The organism is Rhodococcus sp. C1 (genome assembly GCF_020809065.1).
Lineage (GTDB): Bacteria > Actinomycetota > Actinomycetes > Mycobacteriales > Mycobacteriaceae > Rhodococcus_F > Rhodococcus_F qingshengii.
Genome location: NZ_CP078080.1, coordinates 6,150,303 through 6,167,871, shown reverse-complemented (window position 1 = coordinate 6,167,871; position 17,569 = coordinate 6,150,303). Strand labels below are relative to the sequence as shown.

Annotated in this window: 13 protein-coding genes; 10 read left to right on the top strand and 3 right to left on the bottom strand. The window is 62.6% G+C overall.

The genetic code is table 11. From position 1 onward, the window contains the following. Positions 1 to 61: 61 nt before the first annotated feature. Together KTR60_RS28535 and upp are read right to left on the bottom strand one after the other, a co-directional pair. Positions 62 to 1,759: a PucR family transcriptional regulator gene (locus KTR60_RS28535; RefSeq protein WP_228401528.1), complete on the bottom strand. Its 1,698-nt coding sequence runs from the start codon at positions 1,757 to 1,759 to the stop codon at positions 62 to 64. 92 nt (positions 1,760 to 1,851) lie between these two features. Next, positions 1,852 to 2,475 carry a uracil phosphoribosyltransferase gene (gene upp / locus KTR60_RS28530; protein ID WP_007735207.1) on the bottom strand — a complete coding sequence of 208 codons (624 nt, stop codon included), beginning with the start codon at positions 2,473 to 2,475 and terminating at the stop codon, positions 1,852 to 1,854. A gap of 223 nt (positions 2,476 to 2,698) precedes the next feature. Here upp and KTR60_RS28525 point away from each other — a divergent pair, with 223 nt between their 5' ends. After that, on the top strand, positions 2,699 to 3,808 hold the full coding sequence (locus KTR60_RS28525) for a ring-opening amidohydrolase (protein WP_054187237.1): 1,110 nt from the start codon (positions 2,699 to 2,701) through the stop codon (positions 3,806 to 3,808). Here KTR60_RS28525 and KTR60_RS28520 read toward each other — a convergent pair. After that, positions 3,802 to 3,942, bottom strand: a complete 141-nt coding sequence (locus KTR60_RS28520; protein WP_155277953.1) for a hypothetical protein — start codon at positions 3,940 to 3,942, stop codon at positions 3,802 to 3,804. The genes KTR60_RS28525 and KTR60_RS28520 overlap by 7 nt on opposite strands. On the opposite strand from KTR60_RS28520, the gene KTR60_RS28515 reads away from it, so the two are divergent. From KTR60_RS28515 to KTR60_RS28475, 9 genes are all read left to right on the top strand, one after another. Then, positions 3,934 to 5,412: an amidase gene (locus KTR60_RS28515; RefSeq protein WP_228401527.1), complete on the top strand. Its 1,479-nt coding sequence runs from the start codon at positions 3,934 to 3,936 to the stop codon at positions 5,410 to 5,412. The two genes, KTR60_RS28520 and KTR60_RS28515, sit on opposite strands and share 9 nt — an antisense overlap. 40 nt (positions 5,413 to 5,452) lie before the next feature. Continuing rightward, positions 5,453 to 6,676, top strand: coding sequence for an aspartate aminotransferase family protein (locus KTR60_RS28510; RefSeq protein ID WP_058039339.1), 1,224 nt, complete (start codon positions 5,453 to 5,455; stop codon positions 6,674 to 6,676). 292 nt (positions 6,677 to 6,968) lie between these two features. Next, entirely contained in the window at positions 6,969 to 8,408 is a 1,440-nt protein-coding gene (locus KTR60_RS28505; protein WP_228401526.1) for a uracil-xanthine permease family protein, read from the top strand. Between the two features lie 89 nt (positions 8,409 to 8,497). Next, entirely contained in the window at positions 8,498 to 9,400 is a 903-nt protein-coding gene (locus KTR60_RS28500; RefSeq protein ID WP_047271858.1) for an FAD binding domain-containing protein, read from the top strand. 2 nt (positions 9,401 to 9,402) lie between these two features. After that, positions 9,403 to 10,047 carry a (2Fe-2S)-binding protein gene (locus tag KTR60_RS28495; protein ID WP_003946048.1) on the top strand — a complete coding sequence of 215 codons (645 nt, stop codon included), beginning with the start codon at positions 9,403 to 9,405 and terminating at the stop codon, positions 10,045 to 10,047. After that, positions 10,044 to 12,566 (top strand): aerobic carbon-monoxide dehydrogenase large subunit, encoded by a 2,523-nt coding sequence (cutA, locus tag KTR60_RS28490; RefSeq protein ID WP_228401525.1) that lies wholly within the window; start codon positions 10,044 to 10,046, stop codon positions 12,564 to 12,566. Before KTR60_RS28495 ends, cutA begins: the two co-directional genes overlap by 4 nt. Beyond that, positions 12,563 to 13,234, top strand: coding sequence for an SRPBCC family protein (locus KTR60_RS28485; protein ID WP_054187233.1), 672 nt, complete (start codon positions 12,563 to 12,565; stop codon positions 13,232 to 13,234). Before cutA ends, KTR60_RS28485 begins: the two co-directional genes overlap by 4 nt. Positions 13,235 to 13,515: 281 nt before the next feature. Beyond that, complete coding sequence (locus KTR60_RS28480) at positions 13,516 to 15,615, top strand: hydantoinase/oxoprolinase family protein (RefSeq protein ID WP_064073494.1); 2,100 nt, start codon at positions 13,516 to 13,518, stop codon at positions 15,613 to 15,615. Next, on the top strand, positions 15,615 to 17,558 hold the full coding sequence (locus tag KTR60_RS28475) for a hydantoinase B/oxoprolinase family protein (RefSeq protein ID WP_007735492.1): 1,944 nt from the start codon (positions 15,615 to 15,617) through the stop codon (positions 17,556 to 17,558). The genes KTR60_RS28480 and KTR60_RS28475 overlap by 1 nt, the downstream gene beginning before the upstream one ends. Positions 17,559 to 17,569 lie beyond the last annotated feature (11 nt).

Sequence of the window (17,569 nt, the reverse complement as noted above, 5' to 3'; positions counted from 1 at the left end):
GCGCGATTGCGGTTGTATCGAACCGTTATCGGGACGTTCTGTCAGCTCATATCGTGCGAAGTCATGACATTTCGTGCATCTTCATGACCTGCAGGGCGAGTGAGACGTTCAATCGAAGGACGGGGTCGTCGGTGAACGATCCGACGACGCTCTCCAGCTTTCCGATTCTGTAACGCAAAGTGTTGTAGTGCATGTGCAGCGCCCGGGAGGCCTCGGCGACATTGCAATTGCAGTCGAGCAGGGTCTGGAGTGTCAGACGCAGGTCAGCGGCTTCGGCGTTGTCCGCCGACAAGGACTTCAGAACGTCATCGGTGAACGAACGCAGTTCGCTCTTGTCCGTCTGGAGCGAGAGGAGTCGGTGTACACCGAGTTCGTCGAAGTGTGCGATCTGCCCCGGCCCGTTGATACGTCGGCCGACGACCACGGCTGTACAGGCTTGGTCGTAGGCCGCGGGTAGATCGGCCAGGGAGTAGATCACCCGGCTCACTCCCGTGCTGAAGGATCGGCGGCCGCTGGTGCGATCGCCGGCAACCTTGCGCACCAACCCTTCGATGTCCCGAACCGCACGGTCGGTGCTGGTCGGGAAAAGCGTGACCACCTCGTGTCGAAACCCGACGGACGGCGCCGTCCGCTCGTGTGTTCGTACCACTTGTTGCCAGCCGTCGCTGAGTCGATCTTGGTCCGTGCGAGTGGAATTCGCGTGCTGGGATTCCGGGTGATCGACGTCGAGTTCTGCAACCACAACGGCAAGTGGACGAGTGACATCCCACCCCAACTGGGTGAAGTGCGCGCTCACTTCCGCAGGCGAGCCGGCTTCGCCTATCAGTGCGTCGCGGAGGAAGTCTCCGCGGAACTTGGATTCCACTGCCGCAACTGCCAGCTGTTTGGTGACGGCCAGCGCGGCAACGGTGGCCGCTCGCTCCAGCGCTTGAACGACAACTGCGCCGAGTTCGTGGGTGCCGGCGTACGCCACCATCCGGCCGTGGTCGGTGCCGCCGGCCACCACTCGGGTGAGCGCCAACTGGCCGGGAAATCCCTTGGGCGCGTTCTGTAAACCGACGGCGACCCGCTCGGTCAGGAACCGACCGGTGCTTTCGAACAACGGAAGCGCATTCAGCGCGGCTGAATCCCCGGCCTCGGTCAATACCCTTCCGTCCGGCGAGCAGATCAGAACGCTGACGTCGAAAAGCGCGGCGAATTCTGCGGCAATCTGAGGTAGATCGCCACCTTCCAAGACGATCGACGTCAACGAGCGGTGAAGTCGATCGGCAATATCGAGTGCCGCGGACTGCTTCGCCACCAACTTGGTGAAGACCTCCGAGATCACCTCGTCGAATCCCGCGGTGACGGGAAGAACCAACAGCGGAAGCCCTCGCTGCTCTGCCATGTGCAGCATCGCCTCGGGCAGCTCGTCGAGATAACGGCCCGTTTTCACGGCAAGTGCCGCGACTCCTCGACGTGCAAGACCGTCGACGAGGTCACTGAGATCTGTGTCGTCGAGAAGCTCGCCGGTTCGCCCGTAGCGCAGCGGGAACCCGGTTGTCACCAACAACTCGTTCGGCTTCACCCAAGCGAGGATGTCCGGTACTTCCATCACGTTCACCGATTGAACGAGGTGGCGCAAGCCCCCGTGCCCGGCAAGGACTTCGGCTCCACGCAGACTGGGCAGCTCGAGGACATCCCGAACTGTGAGTCTGTAGTCGCCACCTTCTGGCAAATGTTGAAGCTCGTCGCTCGAATATTTGGCAGATCTATCCATGTCGCGAGACTACGCTCGATCACGCGACGAACATTGTCAACAGTTGACGAAAATAGCCTCTCGGAATGAGCGGTTCTCCGTATGTCTGCCAACTACCGCGGCCCGAATTGGCGATCGCCCGCGTCTCCGAGTCCAGGTATCAGGAAAGCATTTTCGTTCAGGCCGTCGTCGATGCTCGCTGTGAGGAGCCGGACCGGATGTCCGGAGTTCTTCAGTGCTTCGATCCCTTCCGGAGCCACGACGACACATATTGCAGTCACATCGGTGGCTCCGCGTGCAATGAGCAGATCGATTGTGCGGACGATGGATCCACCGGTCGCCAACATCGGATCGAGGACGTAGACGGGGGTGCTCGACAGATCAGCTGGCAGGGACTCCAGATACGGAACCGGCTGGTGTGTCTTCTCGTCTCGTGCCATTCCCACGAAACCGACGCCTGCCTGCGGAATAAGGGCACTCGCCTGTTCGACCATGCCGAGGCCCGCTCGCAAGACCGGGACCAGGAGCGGTGGATTCGCCAGCCGCACCCCCAGCGTCGGAGCAACTGGCGTCTCGATGTCGAACTGTTCCAGTTCTGCGCCGCGCATGGCCTCGTAGACCAACATATGGGTCAGTCTGCGCAAGGCGGACCGGAACGTTGCGTTGTCGCTGCGAGCGTCGCGCATGGTCGTGAGCAGCGATGCCGCCAGCGGATGGTCGACAACAGTGGTGTCCATGGTCGAATCGTAAGTGAGAACCGATGGGGCGGCGCACAACCGGTGAATCGGAGTCGAAATAACCAATCGCGGTTTTCGTTTGGGCAAGTATTGACGATGCCGATGGGTTCGAGTCGTCATAGCGTGGTCGACACGGCAGTTCCGAACCGCTCGGCTGGACTGAGCGCCCGGAGCTGTCAAGGCTCAATTTTGCCTCCACGATTCCCTATACAAGGAGATGCCAATGCCCGAAGCAATCGAGGTCCGTAAGGTTCCGCTACACAGCGTCTCCGACGCCAGTGAGCTCGCCAAGCTGATCGACGACGGTGTCCTCGAGGCCGACCGCGTCATTGCAGTCATCGGCAAAACCGAGGGTAACGGCGGCGTCAACGACTACACACGCATCATCGCGGACCGAGCGTTCCGAGAGGTTCTCTCCGCCAAGGGTAATCGCAGCCCCGAAGAAGTGGCGGAGGTGCCGATCGTCTGGTCCGGCGGCACGGACGGCGTGATCAGCCCGCACGCGACGATCTTCGCGACCGTGCCGGCAGACAAGGTCACCAAGACCGACGAGCCGCGACTGACCGTGGGTGTCGCCATGAGTGAGCAACTGCTGCCCGAGGACATCGGCCGTACGGCCATGATCACCAAAGTTGCTGCGGCAGTGAAAGACGCGATGGCCAATGCCGGCATCACCGATCCCGCCGACGTGCACTACGTACAGACCAAGACTCCGTTGCTGACAATTCACACCATCCGTGACGCCAAGAGCCGCGGCAAGACTGTGTGGACCGAACAGACTCATGAGTCGATGGACCTGTCCAACGGCGGAACGGCTCTGGGGATCGCGGTTGCGCTCGGCGAAATCGACATGCCGACCGACGAGGATGTCATGCACAGCCGCGAACTCTTCTCCTCTGTCGCATCCTGCTCGTCCGGCGTCGAGTTGGACCGCGCGCAGATCGTCGTCGTCGGTAACGCACGTGGCGTCGGCGGACGCTACCGGATCGGCCACAGCGTGATGAAGGATCCGCTCGACCAGGACGGCATCTGGGCGGCGATCCGTGACGCCGGACTCGAACTTCCGGAGCGGCCGCACCCGAGCGACCTGGACGGTCAACTCGTCAACGTGTTCTTGAAGTGCGAGGCCAGTCAGGACGGAACGGTCCGTGGCCGTCGTAATGCGATGCTCGACGACTCCGACGTGCACTGGCACCGCCAGATCAAGTCGTGTGTCGGCGGAGTCACGGCAGCTGTCACCGGCGATCCGGCAGTGTTCGTCTCGGTATCGGCAGCGCACCAGGGTCCCGAAGGCGGCGGCCCAGTCGCTGCCATCGTCGATCTCGGTCAGTAGTAGGCAAGAACCTCGCTGGAAACCTCGACAGTCGCGCCGCCACCGGCAATTCGTCCTCGAATCAGTTGCCGGTGGCGGCGAGTCCGCCGCGGCGTACCCCACTTCACTGCTTGAAAGGATTCACGATGGTTCATGCTGCTGACCCTGTCGACGAGAGCGTTTCCGGTGCGCCCGAGAATCGCGAACTCGTCATGGCCGATGCGGTCACGCTCAGTGGTCTGATACGCAGGCGTGAAGTGTCGTGTGTCGAGGTGATGGAGAGCTTCCTCGATCAGATCGAATTACATAACCCGGCGGTGAACGCGATCGTCGCATTGCGGGATCGGGAAGCGTTGACGGCGGAGGCGCGCCAGCGTGATTCGCAGTTGGCGAGTGGGCAGTATCTCGGTTGGATGCACGGGTTTCCGCATGCGGTGAAGGATCTTTCGGCAGCCAAGGGTCTGCCGTTCACGTCCGGGTCGCCGATGTTCGCGGACCGAATCGCCGAAGATGACGAACTGTTCGTCAAGCGGATCAGGTCTGCCGGTGCCATTGTGATCGGCAAGACGAACACACCGGAGTTCGGGCTCGGATCCCAGACGTACAACCCGGTGTGGGGTACGACGGTGTCGCCGTACGACAATTCGCGCACTGCCGGCGGTAGCAGCGGTGGCGCCGCAGCGTCGTTGGCGCTCCGCATGTTGCCGGTGGCTGATGGAAGCGATTACATGGGTTCGCTCCGAAACCCGTCGGCATTCAACAACGTTGTTGGGTTTCGACCATCCTGGGGTCGGATACCGGAGACGGGATTCATCGCTCAGGGCGCCGTTGTGGGCCCGATGGGCCGAACCGTCACCGACGTGGCTCACCTGCTTTCCACGATGGCGGGGCCGGATGCTTATGCACCGTTGGGGATTCGTGAGGATCCCGCGGTATTCACCGAAAGCCTCGCACGTGATCTGAAGGGCTCTCGGATCGCATGGGTCGGTGACTGGAACGGTTACCTGGCAACCGAACCTGGAGTTCTCGAGTTGTGCGAATCCTCGTTCGAGGTCTTCGAACAGTTGGGGTGCCGCGTCGAGGCGGCGCTTCCCGACTTCAAACCCGAGGACATCTGGCAACTGTTCTTGCGGTGGCGTTGGTGGGCACAGCTCGGCTTGATCGATCAGTACAACGATCCGAGCTTGCGCGAGTTGATGAAGCCCGAACTGTTGTGGGAACTCGAGCACGCGGTCACACTGTCGGCTCTCGACGTGACCAAGGCCGCGGAGGCCCGCAACGGCTGGCTGTCGGCCATTACCAAGATGTTCGAAACCTACGACTACATTCTTGCGCCCAGTGCCCAGGTGTTTCCTTTCGACAAGAACACTCACTGGCCCGAGACCGTCGACGGCCGATCGATGGACACGTATCACCGGTGGATGGAGACGGTTGTTCCCTGGACGATGGCCGGGGTTCCGGTTGCGGGGATGCCGGTCGGCTTCGACGATCGTTCGCTTCCCATGGGTATCCAGATCATCGGTCGGCACGGAGCCGACTTGGACGTACTCCAACTCGCCTACGCATTCGAGCAGGCAACCCAGTGGGTCGAGCGGGTTCTTCCGCCCGCACTCCGCGTGAACTGACCGATCTATTTCGAACGTATCCAGTTGGGAGAGAAAGACGATGGCTTCGGCATTGTGGCACGGGTTCGCGGACATGGGCGCTGTGGAGAAGAACGGCGCGTTTGTCGTCTCTCGCGGTGAGGGCGCGTACATCTGGGACCGCGAGGGCACTCGGTATCTGGATGCGACGGCGGGCCTGTGGTTCACCAATGTCGGGCACGGCCGCACCGAGATCGCGGATGCGGTAGCGGCTCAGTTGTCGAAGATCGCTCATTTCTCCAACTTCGGTGATTTTGTTCCCGAGACCACGCAGGTGTTGGCCGAGCGTCTGGCGGCCATCGCGCCGGTTGCCGGGAGCAAGATCTTCTTCACCTCGGGTGGTTCGGATTCGGTGGACACTGCGGCGAAGCTGGCTCGCCGGTACTGGCACGAGGTGGGGCAGCCGGAGAAGACGATCATCGTCGGACGCCAGAAGGCGTATCACGGAATGCACGTTGCCGGAACGGCTCTCGCTGGTATTCCGGTGAACCGTGAGGGGTACGGCGAGCTGATGGCGGATGCGGCGACCGTCGGCTGGGACGATGCGAAGAGCCTGCTCGAGTTGATCGAGAAGATCGGTGCGAACAAGATCGCTGCGTTCTTCGCGGAGCCGATCATCGGTGCGGGTGGGGTGTATCTGCCGCCGGAGGGGTACCTGGCCGAGGTGCGTGACATCTGCCGTGAGCACGACATTCTGTTTGTCGTCGACGAGGTGGTGACCGGTTTCGGCCGGATCGGTGGTGAGTGGTTCGCGTCTACTCGTTTCGATTTGCAGCCCGACATGATGACCACGGCAAAGGGTTTGACGTCGGGTTACGTTCCGATGGGTGCGGTGTTCATCGCGCCGCGGGTGGCGGAGCCGTTCTATGCCGGTTCGTGGTGGCGCCATGGGTACACGTACGGCGGGCATGCCGGTGCTGCTGCGGCGGCGATGGCGAACCTCGACATTCTCGAGCGTGAGAATCTGCTCGCGGAGTCGAAGCGTTTGGAGGCGTCGTTGCATACGCATCTGCAGCCGTTGGCGGAGCATCCGCGGGTGGCGGAGGTTCGTAGTGGGCTCGGTGCGGTTGCTGCGGTGCAGTTGGCTGATCCGGCGGAGGCGTTGCCGTTTGTGAAGACGCTTCGTGAGCACGGTATTTCGGGTCGCGCGGCGGGTCAGGGTGCGATGCAGATTTCGCCGACGTTCGTCATGACCGATGATCAGGTCGCGGAGATGGCAGCAGGGATCCTCGCAGCCCTCGGCTAGGTACCTCGTTTTCCGTTGACAGACATCGTGTTACGGAATCATTAAGCCGAAGAAAATGTTTGGGCCCTTCGTGGCGTGGTCCTCATCTCGGTCGAAACTGCCTCCAGCACTGACGATGACCCCTGCCCGCATCATCTGCCACCATTGTTGCCAATCTCGGTGAGTGGGTTCTGGCAGATTGTCATCACGTCCAAATCTCGGTCCTGCATTAGCGTTTCACTCCAGACACGGTGTTTGTGAGCTGGGGCACAAAGCATTTCGAACACCTTCCTCCTTTGCGAAAGGTCTCGTCATGCCGATCTGGACGTTGCACGGAGACGGAAAGAACATCGGAGCCGGTGAAGTGGTCGCTCCCGGCGAGCGACTCAGTTGGGCGAGAACCATCGGGTTGGGCGGCCAGCATGTCGTGTCGATGTTCGGCGCGACGTTCGTCTTCCCGATCATCATGGGCCTCAATCCTCAACTTGCCGTGATGATGTCGGGCTTTTGTACGCTCTTCTTCCTGCTGGTGGTCAAGGGGCACGTCCCCAGCTACCTCGGAACATCCGCAGCTTTTGTCGGTGGCGTTGCCGCCATTCGTGCCCAAGGTGGAACGACGGCCGAAGTGACCGGTGCGATTCTGGTGTCGGGGTTGGTTCTGGGATTCGTCGGCATCGCCATCCACTTTCTCGGCGGTGGCGTCATCAGTAAAGCGCTACCGTCGGTGGTGACCGGCGCTGTGGTGATGTTGATCGGCTTCAACCTGGCGCCTGTGGTCGCGGGGTTGTACTGGCCGCAGGATCAGTGGGTGGCACTGATCGTGATGGTTGCACTGATCGTGATGAGCGTTGCGCTACGCGGCTTCCTGGGACGTATCGCCATTCTCGTCGCGCTGGTTTTCGGCTACATCTTCTCGTGGGTCCTCGACCGGCTCTCCGGTCCGATCACGTCCGCCAGTGGTAGTGGCGCACCCACCGAGCACTTTCGTGTCAACTGGGATTCGGTGCACTCGGCGTCCTGGTTCGGGTTGCCGCCGTTCTCGGACGAAGCCAACGGGATCGTCGGTATTCATGCTCCCTCGTTCAGCCTCACGTTCATCGTTCTGGTGCTTCCCGGTGTCATCGCACTGGTCGCGGAAAACGCCGGACACGTCAAGGCGGTCGCCGAAATCACGGGCGACGATCTCGACCCGTACATCGGACGCGCCATTGTCGGTGACGGTTTTGCCACCGCCATCGCCAGCGCAGTAGGCGGCTCCCCCACTACGACGCATGCCGAGAACATCGGTGTCATGGCTGCCACGCGGGTGTACTCGACCGCCGCGTACGTGATCGCGGGTTTCATCGCGATCCTGCTCGGCTTCTCGCCCAAGTTCGGAGCAGTCATGGCGGCGACGCCCGGCGGCGTCCTGGGCGGAATTCTTGTGGTTCTGTTCGGCATGATCGGTCTGCTCGGCGCCAAGATCTGGAAAGAGAACGGCGTCGACTTCGGGAACCCGCTGAATCTGATGCCGATTGCCGCCGGTCTGATCATCGGTATCGGCGACACGGCGCTGAAGTTCAGTGACACGTTCTCGCTCGGAGGTATCGCGCTCGGCACCATCGTCTTGATCGTGATGTACCACCTCTGCCGGCTCGTGGGGTCCTGGAACCCTGAACTGAACAGGCCGAAGTCCGGCAGGCGGCCGGGCGCAACGCCGGGGGCGAATGCGTCAGATGACGAACGCGAAGAGCCCGTGGCGCAGCTCACGTGATGCCAAGTTGAATGTATGCCAGGTATGACCCGTGACCGTTGTCACATCTGCACAAAACGTGAAGTGACTCATAGAGGCAGGATTGAGTAATGAAACCGTCGCCGCTGACTTATCACCGACCGTCCTCGGTCGAGGACGCGTGCCGAATCCTCTCCGAGGTCTCTCACGAGGGGAAGGTGCTCGCCGGTGGGCAATCGCTTGTGCCGCTGCTGTCCATGCGCCTCGCCGCGCCCGCCCACATCGTCGACATCGGATCGATCCCGAACCTCGCTTCGGTGACCTCGTCCGAAGACGAAGGAGTGCGGTTCCAGGCCCTGGCCACGCACTCGGTGCTGGCGGCCGACGAAGGTGCTCGTCGAGTCCAGCCTCTGCTGAACCGTGCTCTGCAGTTGGTAGCGCACCCCACGATCCGTAACCGCGGGACGAGCGTCGGCTCCATCGTCCATGCCGATCCGTCGGCGGAGATGCCGGCAGTCCTGACGCTGCTCGGGGGCAGCGTGACCGTCCAGTCGGTGCGTGGCACCCGCGAGATCGCGTCGACGGATCTCTTCGCCGGCCCTCTCGAGTCGAGCCTGGAATCGGACGAGATCGCGGTGTCGGTGTCGGTGCCCGCCGCCGAACCCGGCGTGGGAACCGCCATCGACGAGATCGCGCGTCGTCACGGTGACTATGCACTGGTCGGCGTCGTCGCCCGGATTCGCGTGGTCGACGGTCTGGTGGCCGAAGCGCACATGACGTACGTGTCCGCCGGAGAGCTGGGGCAGGTCGTGGACTACACGAACGTGCTGGCGGGGGCGTCCGCGACGGATCAGCGAGACCCGCGGTGGCGCACCCTCGGGGAATGCGCCCGCGCGCAGATAGATACCGAGGCAGACATTCACGGGACGGCGGCGTACCGCTCGCAGTTGGTGTCCGCGCTCACGGCGCGAGTCGGCTTCGCGGCGGCAACGGATGCTCTCAGTGAGAACGCAGTACTGGCAGGAAAGTGGTGACAATGTCCAAAAACGATCGCTCCATCGATGATCAACTTGCCGAGTTGGCAGCAGACACCGGTGAGCACCATGTAGCTGTCACGTTCACGCTCAACGAGGTGACGAACACCGTCGTTCTTCCCTCCCGCACTCTGGCTTCGGATGCCATTCGTCACCACCTCCGTAAGACGGGCACGCACGTGGGTTGTGAACACGGCGTGTGTGGTGCGTGCACCGTGCTGCTCGACGGAAAGCCTGTTCGATCCTGTCTCGTCCTCGCGGCCAGCCTCGAAGGTCGATCGATCACCACCGTCGAAGGCCTCGTCGAGCCGGACGGCACTTTGCATCCGGTTCAGCAGGCGTTCAAGGATTGTCACGGTCTGCAGTGCGGATTCTGCACTCCGGGATTCGTGACGACCATCGCGGCATTTCTCGAGGAGAACCCCAACCCCACGCGGGAGGAAGCTACCGACGCGATAGCGGGAAACCTCTGCCGTTGTACGGGGTACCAGAACATCAGGGCGTCGGTTTTGCGCGCAGCCGAGATCAAGCGTGAACGGGCCGGGCAGTTCCCGCTCGGAATCGACGACGCGTCCACTCGGGAGGCGTTGGATCGCAAGGTGCGGGGAACAACGAATCCTGTCGGAGGACGGGCGGGTAAGGCATGAGTACTCCGGTCAAACCAGCAAAGCGCAACGGGGCGAAGCACCCCGCTTCCGATCATTCGACGGCCGATCATTCGGTTGCCGACGACGGCAAGTTCTTCGGTAAACCGATTCCGCGCGAGGAAGATACGCGTCTGCTCAGCGGTCAGGGGCGATACCTCGACGATCTGGGCCACAACGCGCTGATCGCGGCATTCGTCAGGTCGCCGCACGCCCATGCGCGAATCATCGACATCGACATCGATCAGGCGCTGGAAGTGCCTGGTGTACATGCCATCTACACCTACGAAGATCTCCTCGCGGACACGCCGGAAATGGCGGAGAACCTGCCACTGCTCATTCCTCATCCGGGAATCATCGCTCCGCGCAACGGGTATCCCCTCGCGAAGGACGAGGTGAAGCATGTCGGAGAAGCCATCGCCATGGTGGTCGCCGACAACCGGTACATCGCCGAGGACGCTTGCGCGAAGATCGACGTCACCTACGAGGCGCTGAAGCCTGTAGTGGGGATCGACGTCGCTCGCACCGCCGCCAACGCCGTCCACGCCGACGTTCCGGACAACGTCGCCGCTCACCTGCAGCACGGGTTCGGAGATCTGGATGCCGAACTGGCCGCCGCGCCGCACCGACTGACGCTGGATCTCGAAATCGAGCGTTCGGCTTCCATGCCGATGGAGGGCAAGGGCGTCTACGCACGTTGGGACGGTGACGAGAACACCCTCACGTTCTGGACCTCCACCCAGACGTCCACGTCCGCCCGCGCCGCAATCGCCGCGCGATTGGGGATGGCGCTGAACAAGGTTCACTGCATCGCTCCTGACGTCGGCGGCGGATTCGGCGTCAAGATCGTTCACCCGTGGCCCGAAGAAGTGATGATCACGTGGGCCGCTCGACGCCTCGGCCAGGCCGGCATCTCCTGTGAGGTGAAGTGGGTCGAGGATCGCCGTGAGCACTTCATCTCGAGCGCGCACGAGCGTGGGCAGATCCAGAAGGTCGACATCGGATTCGACGACGAGGGTCGCCTGTTGGCGTTCGACTTCACGTTCTGGCACGACAACGGTGCCTACCTGCCGTACGGGATCATCGTCATGATCAACACCGCGACGCAGGTTCTCGGGCCGTACAAGCCGAAGTCGTTCCGGGTCAACGCCTATTCGCTGTACACCAACACGGTCATCGTGACCCCGTACCGCGGCGCCGGACGTCCGCAGGCAGTGTTCGCTATGGAGCGATCCATGGACGCCATCGCCAAGTACCTGAACAAGGACAAGATCGCGGTGCGGGAGGCGAACTTCATTCGCCCCGAGGACATGCCGTACGACTTCGGCCTGATGTTCCAGGACGGACGCCCGTTGATCTACGACACGGGCGACTACCAGGCAGGCATCGACAAGCTCAAGAAGCTCATCGACTGGGACGGATTTCCCGAGTACCAGAGGAAGGCTCGCGCCGAAGGGCGGTCGGTCGGAATCGGTATCGGTGCGTACGTCGAGGGAACCGGCCCGGGACCTTACGAGGGTGCCCACGTCGTGGTCGAGACGTCCGGAAAGGTCAAGGCGGCAACAGGCTTGACGACGCAAGGCCAAGGCCATCAGACCGCGTTCGCCCAGATCGTCGCGGACGATCTCGGAGTCAAGGTCTCCGACGTCGAGATCGTCACGGGTGATACCCGCCGGTTCGGTTATGCCGTAGGCACTTTCGCATCGCGTGGGGCGGTCATGTCGGGTTCGGCCTTCCATGTCGCGGCGCAGATGGTCGCGGAGAAGGCGAAGAAGATCGCCTCCGGAATCTTGGATCTGCCGGAAACCGAACTGGAACTCCGGGAAGGCCACGTGTGCAAGATCGGCACCGAAGCCGGTGTGGAAGGTACGTCCGTACCGCTGAGTGTTGTTGCCGTGCTGTCGAACCCGCTACGATATGCGTTCGACCGTGAGTCGAAGCTGGCCACCGGTTTCGCCAAGACCGACACGGACATGTCGAAGCCGCCGATTCCCGAGGGTGAGCAGCCCGGTCTGGAAGCAACCGGCTACTACTCGCCGCCCAGTTCCACCTTCGCTTCGGGAGTGCACGCGGCGATCGTCGAAACCGATCCCGTGACAGCCGAGATCACGGTCCGTCGTTACGTTGTCATCCACGACTGCGGAAACGTGATCAACCCCCGCATCGTCGAAGGTCAGGTCATGGGCGCCGTCGCGCAAGGTATCGGCGGCGCACTCTACGAACGGATCGTCTACGACGAGCACGGGCAGATGCTCAACGCGTCGTACATGGACTTCTTGATGCCGTTCGTCACCGAGATGCCGGATTCGCTCGAGATGGATCACACCGTCACGCCGTCAGGGCTCAACCCACTCGGAATGAAGGGTGCCGGTGAGGCGGGTGTGATCCCCACCAGCGCCGTCATCGCGGCTGCCATCGAGGACGCCGAAGGAATCTCGATCGCGTCCATGCCCATTTCACCGTCCGAACTGTTCGAACTTCGACTCGCACATGCGGGTTCGTCATCAGAGGAGAATGCATGAGAATCGCCGGCACCGCGCAGCTGACGGCACCTCGCGAAGAGGTCTACGACAAGCTCCAGGACGGTCGTGTACTGGCCGCGACCATTCCCGGTGTGCAGTCGCTCGAGCAGCTCACGGACAATCACTACAAGCTCTCCATCATGGCGGGAGTTGCGTCGATCAAGGGCGTCTACGACGGCGAGGTTGTTCTGTCGCAACAGAATCGGCCCAATTCGTTTGTCATGACGGCTTCGGGGGCGGGTGCTCCCGGCACGGTGAAGGCGGACGTCACGGTCACCTTGACGGAGAACGAGGGTGGCACGCTGCTTTCGTATGACGCCGACGCCGTGGTCGGCGGGATGGTCGGCGGCGTCGGGCAGCGCATGATCACCGGTGTAGCCAAGAAGATGGCCGGGGTGTTCTTCAAGAGCATCGACGGCGTCATTGCCAACGGCATCCCCGAGAAGGTCACTGCCGCCGTGGCGGCGGCGGTACCGGCAGTGGCGGTCGAAGGCGCGCCGGTAGTTTCCGGAGCTGTCGCGGCACCGGCGGTTCTTCCGGCCGCCGCACCGACAGCGGGCAGCACAGATGCTCGCACGGTGATGGTCAGCGCCGTCGTCGGCGCAGCCATTGCTTTGTCAGGTGTTGCTATAGGCGGATTCCTGGCGCGTTCTGGTTGTCGCAAGTAGTTCACTCAGGTGTCAACAGCTGATTCACGATGAGGGAAACGCCCCGAACCGACCAGGTTCGGGGCGTTTTTCACGTCCGCGTAACCCACGGGGGCGCCGGCGAAGATCCGCTCGTGATCGTGCGCCGAACCTTGGTCCCCCGATTCGGCGAATTGTGACAAAGAATCCGCTCTTCCGAACCTGTGGAATAGCTCTACACGTCAGGTACGAGCCACTTACCGGCTAGGCCGCAACCGTCGATCGGTACCAGACGAGACGAGCCAAAGATCTCAGGAGGAAGCGTGGAACCCAGGAAGATTCGGGTCGGTATCGATACCGGCGGAACGTTCACCGACATCGTGGCAGTGGACGACGAAACCGGCGCCATCGTCACCACCAAGACCCCGTCCACCCCGGCGGACCCCGCCGAGGGCTTTCTCGCCGGTATCGAGAAGGTACTCGCCAAGCTCGGTGAGAGTGGCGACTCCATCGGTGCGGTCAGCCACGGCACGACCGTAGCGACGAACAAGCTGCTCGAAGGCAAGGTCGAGAACCTCGGCTTCATCACCACCGAGGGCTACGAGCACGTTCTCGAGATCGCTCGTCAGTCGGTGCCGGACGGTTACGGCAACTCGTACTTCTGGGTCAAGCCCGAACGCATCGTCCCCGCCGATCGTGTACGCACCGTCGGTGGACGCCTTTCCTTCGACGGCAGCGAGATTCGTCCGCTCGACGAAGAGAGTGTCCGCAGCGCAGCGCAGTTCTTCAAGGATCGCGGGATCCGGACCATCGGCGTCTGCCTCATGCACTCGTACGCCGATCCGACGCACGAGGAGCGCGTACGCGACATCCTCTTCGAAGTTTTCCCCGATGCGACGGTGAGCATCTCGAGCCAGGTGCTGCGTGAGTACCGCGAATACGAGCGGTCCATCACCACACTCGTGGACGCCGCGGTCAAGCCGAACATCCGCAACTACGTGAACAACATCGCGAATCGTCTGCGTGAGTTCTCGACCACCGACGGTGAACCCCGCGACATCCCGTTCTACGTCATGAAGTCCAACGGCGGTGTCCTGTCGGCCAAAGAGGTTGTTCACCAGCCTATTACGACAGTCCTGTCGGGACCGGCCGCCGGAGCCCTCGGTGCTGCGCTGATCGCCGACGCCGCCGGCGTCGAGCAGGTGTTGACCTGTGACGGCGGCGGAACGTCGACGGATGTCACCGTCGTGGTTCGCGGCGAGCCCGCGCTGACCACCGAAGGGCGAGTGGGCAACTACCCGTCGAAGATCCCGATGATCGACGTCGTGACCGTCGGCGCCGGTGGTGGGTCGATCGCGTGGATGACGCCGGAACACACCCTCCGAGTCGGCCCTCAGTCGGCCGGCGCCGATCCCGGACCGTTGTGCTACGGCAAGGGCGGCAGCGAACCGACCATCACCGACGCGCACGTCCTGCTCGGTCGCATCCCACCCCACCTGCTCGGTGGCGAGATTCCTCTCGACACGGAATTGGCACGCAAGGGCCTCGAAGAGCTTGCAACACAGCTCAGTCTGGGCTTCGAGGAGTGCGCGGTCGGCGTCCTCGAGGTCTCGGCGTGGAACCAGGCCAACGCCCTGCGTCAGATCACCGTCAAGCGTGGCCTCGACGTTCGCGACTTCACCCTCGTGACGTTCGGCGGCTCCGGCTCGCTGCTCGCCTGCCGTCTCGTCGACATCCTGGGTCTGAAAGACGTTCTCGTCCCGCTCAATCCGGGTAACGTCTCCGCGTTCGGTCTGCTGACGGTCGATGTCCGCAACGACTACGTCCAGACGCATGTCAGTCGTCACGACCGGTTGAAGGCTGAAGACCTGCAGAGCCAGTTCGACGCGCTGGCCGGCGAAGCCGAGATCGCGCTCGCCGAAGAGGGTTTCGACGAGACGCAGCGCAAGTACTCTCGTACTGCGGATCTGCGCTACCTCGGTCAGGCATTCGAGGTGCGCGTCCCGGTGGCGGAAGGTACCGTCACGGCGCAGATCATGGACGACGCGGCCGAGGCGTTCCACCAGGCGCACCGCGAGCTGTACGGCTACGACTTCCGGGGAGACCCGTCGCAGCACGTGGAATGGGTCAACCTGCGCGTGAGCGGCATCGGCCCGATCAAGCGTCCGACGCTCAAGGAAATCCCCGCCGGAAACGGTGCCGAGACCGCCCGAACCGGTTCGCGCCAATCCTATTTCGACAGCTGGGTCGAGACGGCCACCTACGATCGCACACTGCTCGGTGCGGGTGACGTCATCGAAGGACCGGCCGTGATCGAGGAGTTCAGCTCGACTGTCCCGATCCATCCCGGATTCTCGGCACGTATCGACACCTTCGGGAACATTCGTATCTCGAAGTCTTCCGACTCGAACGGAGTGAAGTGATGACCGCCATTCTCGATGCTGCTGCTGCCACCGCGGCCAAGCCGTACCGACTCACCGCTACCGACGGCGCGTCACCTGACCCGATTCTGGTCGAGATCGTCGCCGGTTACCTTGCCAGCGTGGAAATGGAGGTGGAGACCTCCATTTCGCGCACCTCGCGCTCACCGATGATCCGTGACGCTCACGACTTCCGTGCCGGTATTCACGACCGGAACCTCCGCAAGCTCACGGGCCGTTCGTATTCCGCCCTGGTTCATCCGATCGCCCGGGACTTCCCACTCGAGACGATGAAGCCGGGAGACGTGTACTTCCACAACGACGTCTACCTGTCCGAAGGTGGCATCGGCCATCTCCCCGACCTGTGCGTCACGGTGCCTGTCTTCGCCCGCGTCACTCCCGATGCCGAGCCGAAGGTTGTTGCGTTCGTTCAGGCGTTCGGTCACCACGACGACATCGGCGGTTGCTGCCCCGGCTCCATGCCGTCCGGCGCCACCACGGTGTACGAAGAGGGACTGATGGTTCCGCCGATCAAACTGTGGGACCAGGGAGTTCCCAACGAGGCGGCACTGCGCATCATGACGCGTAACTCCCGTATGCCGGATGCGTTGGCAGCTGACCTCGACGCCGAGTGCTCGGCGTGCCTGATGGGTGCGCGTCGACTCACCGAATTGTTCGAGCGCTACGGCGTCGACACCGTCGAGTCGTGCTTCGACGCGATGATGGACGCGACCACCGAGACGTACCGTCGCGAGATCCTCAGCAAGATCCCGGTCGGTGAGTACACGTGGGAGGACTACGCCGAGCACGACGGCGTCGACGAGCCGATGCTCCACATCCAGCGCATCACGCTCACGAAGACGCGGCCGGAGGACGAGGGCGGCGAGCGACTCATCCTGGACTTCAACGGAACCGGACCGCAGGCAAAGGGCCCGATCAACCACTGCGGTGACTACGCGGACGGAAACTTCCTCATCAAGTGGTTGGCCCCGATTCTGCGTAACCTCGCGGACACCCCGGAGCGCATGGCCGAACTCGATGTCAACGAGGGCGTCGTACCGCTGATCGAGATGAAGTTCCCCGAAAAGGGAACATTGATCACCCCGATCTTCCCTGCCCCCACCAACGCTCGCACGTTTGTCATACTCCGTCTGCTCGGAGTGCTGGCCGGCGTCGTGGCCAAGGCTGTGGACGGCAACATGCCCGCCGATCAGGAGACCATCAGGTACACCGGTGTTTACGGTGAGGACTTCGAAGGTCACTCGTATCTCATGCGTGAGGTGCTCGGCGGAGGTTCCGGCGGACGCTACTACGCCGACGGCGAGGACACGATTCACGTCGTTCCCGATTCACGGAACCTGCCGACCGAATTCACCGAGAGCCGGTTCCCCTTCATCGTCGAAAAGCTCGGTCTGGCCATGGATTCGGGCGGAGCCGGACGTTACCGCGGCGGCCTGGGATACGAGAAGCACATCCGCATGCTCAAGGATGCTCACTTCATGTCCATCGCGGACCGTTCGATTCTCGCCTGCTGGGGAGTCAAGGGTGGCAAGGCCGGTCGGCCGTTCTCCGTCGTCCTGGATCCGGGTGGACCGAACGAGCGTGAGTTCGACGCGCTGACCGATGCCGAGCCGATCAAGGCCGGCGAGGTCGTACGGATTCGCACCACCGGTGGTGGTGGTTGGGGAGATCCCCTGGAGCGCCCGACCGAAGAGGTCTTGCGAGACATTCAGTGGCGCAAGGTTTCCGTCGAGGGTGCACGCGACGACTACGGCGTTGTCGTCGTGATCGAGGGTGACGAGCCGACCGTCGACGAGGCTGCTACCACGGAGCTACGGGATCAGTTGCGCTCGGAACGCGGTGAGAACGAACCCTTCTTCGATCGGGGTCCGGGCTACGCGCAGCTTTCGGGTGGCGCCACCTCAGCGGTCTACGACTACGTCTAGGACGGAAAACT